Origin of the sequence: Pedobacter sp., from assembly GCF_045628745.1 — a bacterium.
Lineage (GTDB): Bacteria > Bacteroidota > Bacteroidia > Sphingobacteriales > Sphingobacteriaceae > Pedobacter.
In genome coordinates this window covers 1-6,634 of the sequence record NZ_JAZQPU010000305.1, presented here as the reverse complement: position 1 = coordinate 6,634, position 6,634 = coordinate 1, and the positions used below count along the sequence as shown (strand labels likewise).

The 6,634-nt window shown below is 44.9% G+C and carries 4 protein-coding genes; 1 reads left to right on the top strand and 3 read right to left on the bottom strand.

Translation table 11 applies throughout. The features are described 5' to 3' along the window. Positions 1–46 precede the first annotated feature (46 nt). Both ACR2F7_RS11195 and ACR2F7_RS11190 read right to left on the bottom strand, forming a co-directional pair. Positions 47–1,318, bottom strand: coding sequence for a RagB/SusD family nutrient uptake outer membrane protein (locus ACR2F7_RS11195; RefSeq protein ID WP_432713650.1), 1,272 nt, complete (start codon positions 1,316–1,318; stop codon positions 47–49). Between the two features lie 59 nt (positions 1,319–1,377). Beyond that, positions 1,378–4,383: a SusC/RagA family TonB-linked outer membrane protein gene (locus tag ACR2F7_RS11190; protein WP_432713649.1), complete on the bottom strand. Its 3,006-nt coding sequence runs from the start codon at positions 4,381–4,383 to the stop codon at positions 1,378–1,380. Between the two features lie 186 nt (positions 4,384–4,569). On the opposite strand from ACR2F7_RS11190, the gene ACR2F7_RS11185 reads away from it, so the two are divergent. Continuing rightward, the gene (locus ACR2F7_RS11185; RefSeq protein WP_432713648.1) at positions 4,570–5,712 is read left to right on the top strand and encodes a putative sensor domain DACNV-containing protein; all 1,143 of its coding nucleotides are present in this window, start codon (positions 4,570–4,572) and stop codon (positions 5,710–5,712) included. A gap of 42 nt (positions 5,713–5,754) precedes the next feature. Here the strand turns inward: ACR2F7_RS11185 and ACR2F7_RS11180 are convergent, their stop codons facing one another. After that, on the bottom strand, positions 5,755–6,303 hold the full coding sequence (locus tag ACR2F7_RS11180) for a sigma-70 family RNA polymerase sigma factor (RefSeq protein ID WP_432713647.1): 549 nt from the start codon (positions 6,301–6,303) through the stop codon (positions 5,755–5,757). Between the last annotated feature and the right edge of the window lie 331 nt (positions 6,304–6,634).

The window sequence follows — 6,634 nt, the reverse complement described above, 5'->3', positions numbered from 1 at the left end:
GCTGCTTCTCTATCACAAGAAGCAGCCTTATTAATTTTAATTCGAGCTATATAGCTGGGTCAGGGGGAGTGTTAGGGTTATTTACACGCTCCTGATCTGGGTAAGGATAAAAATTCCGGTTGCGCTCCACCAGGTTTGTCGGCGAAAACGGTCGGTTAAAACGTCTGGAATCTTCCAGTCTTTGTCCGCTGAGGTATAACTCTGCAGAACGTTGTTTATAAACTTCTACTAACAAAGCTGGCTGTGTTACCGCCCCACTATATGCAGGGAGACCGGCATTTACTCCAAAAGGATCTCCTGATGTTTGAGTTCTCACCAGGTTAATCTCTGTCAGTGCGGCGTTGATATCTCCATTACTCCGCAGCAGCGCTTCTGCTTTGATCAGCTTCATTTCATCTGGCAGGTACACAGGAATCATGGATGCCTGACTGCCGCCAAAACCGCCGATGGTGCGGGTGGTTGTAGTTCCTGAAGTGGTGGTGTTGATGTAAAAAGCCTGTCTTCTGTCGCCGGCCTCAAACAACTCTGCCGGTAAACCAAAAGCTGCACGTGGCGAATAGTAACGTAAGTTGGCAGAGGTATTCCAGATGGGGTTTACACTTTGGGCATTGTATTCAAAAGCACTTGCACTGGCAGGATCTACCAAATTAGCATTGCTTAAAGCAGCAGCGTAATTACCTGCATAAAGGTTATAACGCGCGTTAAAAGCATATAAAATGTTTTTTAAGTCGAAACGCGGACCAGCAATCAAGGTATTAAAGTCGGGGGTGAGTGGCGTAGTGGCCAGTCCTGCAATTGCTTCATCCAATAACCTGATGGCCTCAGCAAGCACCTGCTGCCGGGGTACGAAGGTTACTTTCTCTGTTTTGCTGGTCGACAGGTTAGCCTGTTCAAAGTTTGCGGCAAGCGTGCCCAGGGCAATGGCTTTAAAGAGCTTTGCATTAGCAAGGGTGCCAGAAAGTAAACCACCAGTGAGGGTAGTTACATTAGGTGCGTTATCGATCACATCCTGGCTCATGCTCATCAAACGCTGCATGTCTGACCATAAAGTTAAAATATTGCCATTGGCTGTAGGCAAGGCAGTGCCCCCAGCCTCTAATTCCAGCGTGTTGGTAAAAGTGGCTACCCCCTGAATTTCTCTTGCCGTAACAGCAGGATAGAAATAGGAGGAGGCAATGCCGTTGGTGGCATAAAATTGCCTCATGCCAATGCTCAGACCAATGATGCCCTCGCGGGTGGTTAAAACGTCTGCTTCATCAGGGGCATTGGGGTTAATGGTATCTAATTTACAACTGCCGGCACATAAAAGAAGGAGCATTAACAGGCAGGTTTTAAGAAGTTGATATAGCTTGTTCATGTTGTTGCGAATGATAAAGGTTAAAATGTTAAACTCAGGCCGGCAACGATCATTCTGGGAATGGGAACCTCCACAAAGTCAAATCCGCGGACGGCAGAACTCTGTCCGGCGGCATTGATCTCAGGGTCATAACCACTGTAGTCATCGAACGATAAAAGGTTACGCCCTGCAAGGCTAAACCTGATGCTGCCAGATTTTAAAAAAGCAGGTTTATAGTCGTAGGTAGCAGATATTTCTCGTAGTTTGACGTAAGAGCCATCTTCTATCCAGTTCTCAAAAATAGAGAATAATGCGGCAGATGTTCCTTTAGGCACCTCACCCCTTAACTCAGGCTCATAGCCCACCAATCCGCCGTAGAGGTCACGGTCGCCCACTCTTTTGGTAAAGTTAAATACATCACCACCAATAGAAGCGTCAAACTGAACGCGGAAAGTAAGGTGTTTACCAACCGTTACCTCGTTAATCAAAGAGCCGATCCAATCAGGATTAGGATCGCCAATTACTCGTCTCAAAGTAGCACCAACAGGCTGACCATTGGCATCGCGGCCTACTTTTTCTGTTTGTGGTAAACCTGTGGGCGTTAATAATAGAGAGCCATCAGCATTGCGGGCAAAATAAGTAGAATAAAAAGTTCCCAGGGGTTGTCCGTTAACCGCTGCCACCTGTCCAAAACCTCCGGCAAAAGTAAGCAGGCCTCCCGGAATGTCGTTGACCTGGTTTCTGTTCCTTGAATAGGTAGCGGTGATGTTCCAACGTAAGTTATCCCTTAAAATAGGCACACCACGCAGCAAGAGCTCAATACCTTTGTTGGTCATGGTACCCACATTGATAAACTGGCTTACATAACCTGTTGAAGGGGTTAAGTTGGCCAGGATAATCAGGTCTTTTACATCTTTCTTATAATAACTGAACTCCAGACTTAAGCGGTCGCTGAAAAAGCTCATGTCTGTACCGACCTCAAATTCCTGCTGGCGCTCGGGTTTAATCTCCGAATTACCGAGTAAAGTAGGCGAGTAAACTCCCGGTAAACCGGCAACGTTAACAGGCACATAAGAAGTGGTTTTGTCGTAGGCAGAAATGGCTGTTAAATTACCCGCCTGTCCATAAGAAGCACGGAGTTTAATGGTGGAAATGATAGAAGAGATCTTTGCATCTTTCCAGAAAGGCTCACTGGAAAGCACATAACTGCCACTCACTTTAGGGTAAAACTGTCCCCTGAATTCTTCACCAAATACCGAAGACACATCATACCTTGCTGCACCGGTTAAATAGATTTTGTTTAAGATGCCAAACGTCTGTTGGGCATAAGCACCCATAATGTTGATATCGCTCCGCAACTCTGTAGGCACCGCAACACCATTGTTAATGGTTTGACCAATGGGGCCTAAAAGTGTGGCTGTAATAGCTGTTTGGTACACCTTTTCACTCTGTGCAGTTGCACCAAAGCCTGAGGTAGACTCCAGCCAGTCGTTTATTTTAGTTTGGTAAGAAGCATTCAGGTCATTGTTGAGCAAATAGGTGGTGCGGTCAGCTCTCCGGGAGAAACCTGTATTATAAGAAGGTGTAGTATTACCCACCGGGATATAACCTGTACCTATTTGTGTGGAGTTATCATAACCAAAAATGTAATTGATGTTCAAACCCTTGATGGGGTTGGCGTTTAATTGAAAGTCGCCAATAAAGCGACTGGTCCGTTGCTTAAAATCAAAGCGGTTAATGGCTTCCAGAGGATTGGTTCTGGCAATGGCTGCTGAAAGTGGCGGGTAAACGCCCGTTACAGGGTCAGGGTAGGGGTTGATATAGTTATTACTGAAAATAAAGCCAGTCAATGCGCCATAGGCTTCTACCAAACCACCATTAGGTATTTCCTTACTGTTGCTGAGGATGTAATTAGCACCCAAAGACATTTTAAGCCAGTCGCTCAGTTTTTGATCTACCCTTACACGGCCGCCACCCCTGGTAAAGGCACTCTGGTCAATAATACCATTGTTTCTCAGGAAGTTGCCACTCATGTAATATTGTGTGCCGGCACTTCCTCCAGAAACAGAAATATTGTTATCTGTGCCAAGGGCAGTTCTGAAAATATCATCCTGAAGGTCATAACGGGTAACTGGCGTTTGCGTAAGGTCATCTGCAAGAAAATTATTAAAGCGGAAGCCATATTTATTCACTTCAAGTTTCTTTCTTAAGTCGCTCACGCGCAGTTGCGTAGAAACGGTAAAGGCAGGTTTTCCCTCGCGGCCTCTTTTAGTGAAAATCTGGACCACACCATTGCTGGCTCTTGAGCCATAGATGGCTGCTGCTGCGGCACCTTTAATGATCTCCATGCGCTCAATATCATTGGGGTTGATGTCTACCAGCCTGTTTTGAGAGTAGCCGCCTAAATCCAGCAGCTCTGCAGAACTGTTGTTGATAATTACCCCATCTACAATATATAAGGGATCGCCAGCACCGGCGACGGTACTTGTTCCGCGCAGCCTCACACTGATGCCACCGGCAGGGTTTCCGGAGTTCTGTGTAATCTGGGCACCAGATATTTTACCACTCAATGCCTGATCTACGGAAGTTGCGGCACTATTGGCAATATCACCGGCATTCACCGTGGAAATGGCATTACCCAGGGTTCTTCTGCTGGTGGCCACGGCAGTACCCGTTACCACCACCTCATTTAAACGAACTAAATCTTCGCCAATTTTGGCATCTGCGGTAATTTCCAGCTGCTCACCCAGCTGCAGGTTTTGCACGGTAGGCGAGAAACCCAGCGAACTAAAGGTAATAGTGTATCTTCCCGGGCTCAGCTGTACGGTCAGCTGGTAAGCACCCTGGTTATTGGTTACAGTGCCTGCGGTGGTATTGTTGATGCGAACGGTGGCACCGGGAATAAATTCATTCGTTCTTGCATCTCTTACAACACCCTTGATGCTATATGGACGGTTTTGGGCATAGAGGCCTCCTGTATAAAGTAGAATAGCAATAACCAGGAATAGCGCATGCCAGAGTGGTCGGTTGAGTAGCTGCTGTTTCATTTAATCTATATTATAGGGTGAATGTAAACTGCTGATGGTGAACTCCTTTCTTAAAGTTAAGGATTTGTAAATAACAATTTGTAGGTTTTTTTAGTAATGGGTAGGCAATTGTATAGCAAATCTTTCTTTTTATTTAAAAGACAATTTGCAGATATTTTATATGAGATGATTTTCTAACTTTAAACCATGATTTACCAGTCGACTTACCAGGCCGCAAAAATAGTTGCGCCAAAATTGGAAGCCATCTTCGCACAACATCTCCGGGAAGCACAAAAAAGTGGAGAAGAAGACCTGGCACCATTACCGCTGGCACATCTGGTGGAACACATTCTTGATGCCACCTTCTGGGCAAGTTTGCGCAGGGAAGAAGGGCATACCACTAAAATTTCTCTTGCTTTTGTATCTCCGGAGCAGGCTGGTAATCCACTGATGCTAAAATATAAGTTACCGTTAAATCCTACAACCCTAACGAAATTAGCGCCGGGCGTTGAACGTGCAGGTATCCACATTGGTATCTGGCATGATGGCGATGAGCTTTACGTATGGGGCACTACGATTATTATTCCCAATTACTGTTTTGTGCTGGATGTTTCTGAGCCTGGTTTGCTGGTCATCAAACACCGCAGAATTTATGGCTTTGGTAAATATACCAATGTAGCGGTGCTGAAAGGCGAGCAGATTAAGATTGTGGATACCACATCGCCACGATCGCACGACTGGCCCACCATGTTACTTACGTTATTGGATTTGATGGCCCCTTCTTACTGGAACGATTCAGTGAATGTGCTTATTCAAATTGCGGTTTCCATGCGTGCACATCAGCGCGGGGGCATTTTGCTAGTCGTGCCTTCAGCAAATAACAACTGGCTGCAATCTATCGTGAAACCAATTCTTTATGGGGTGCAGCCTTCTTTCGTCGGTTTATCGAAGTTATTGATTCAAGACCGCAAAGAGGCCAGCCAGATTTTCTGGCAAACGGCTTTAAAGCGTGAGGTAGATCATTTAGCAGGTTTAACGGCCGTTGATGGAGCAACAGTAGTCAACGATAAATACGAACTGCTGGCTTTCGGCGTAAAAATTGGTCGTGCCAAAGGTAAAGATGTATTAGAAGATATTTCTTTCAGTGAGCCCATTGTTGACGGTGGTGCCGTAGTGATGGCGGCGGCAAAAATTGGTGGCACCCGTCATCTTTCTGCTGCACAGTTTATCAACGATCAGAAAGATGCCATTGCACTGGTAGCCTCGCAAGATGGACATTTTACCATCTTCTCCTGGTCAGAAAAAAATAACTGCCTGCAGGGACATCGCATCGATACCTTATTGCTTTAAAAGCGGCTTGAGTTGAACTCGGGCTGCCAGCGCTGCGGTGGCCTATTTAAAAAGCGGTCGCAGAAAATGTAAAGCACAAGTGAGCTGGTTTTCTACGGTGCGCTTTGATATGCCCAGTCGCCGCGCAATGGCTTCATTAGTCATCAACGTTTTCCTGCTTAAAATAAAAATCTCCCGGCATCGCTTCGGCAAATGCTGTAAGGAATAATCCAGCGTGAGCTCCAGTTCCTTACAGCTCAATTTCTCCTCGCCTTCGTTTACACTTTTCGAGTGATGGTTAAGCTGTTCGTAATTAGCAATATAAAGAATATTTGTGGCTCTTTTTGCTTTCAGGTGTTTATATACGCTGTGCATGGCTATGGTATTCAGGTAACTTCTGATCGACTGAATATGATAATCATGCCTCTTTTGCCAGATGAGCAGAAATATATCATGCACAATTTCTGAAGAGACCTCTCCGTCTTTCAAATGATGAAATACAGTGTTGTAAAGGCCTGACCAATAACGATGATAAAAAGTATCAAATGCTTTGTTGACATCCAGTTTCATCGCCTCTAATAGTTCGGAGTCTGAGTAGTGGTTAAGTTCCATACAAAAGCTATAGTTGGTTATTCAATTTACTCAAATTTTGCATGGCACACAATTAAAAATTTTTATGTGTGTGCCTTCAAAAAAATGCCTCTATATAAAGACAACAATTCTGCGTTAACCAGGTATTTTATTCACCATCAATTCATACATCATGAGTCAACGATTACAAAATGCAATAAACAGTGCTCATGACAGCTTTATCATTTTTAAAAATCTAATTCTAAGCTAATGAAACCATTGATATTGATTTTATTCATCCTCACCTTTGTCGAGGTAAAAGCCTATCGCCAGCCAAAACCTGATGTATTTGTTGCTGTTTCTGGTGTGGTGA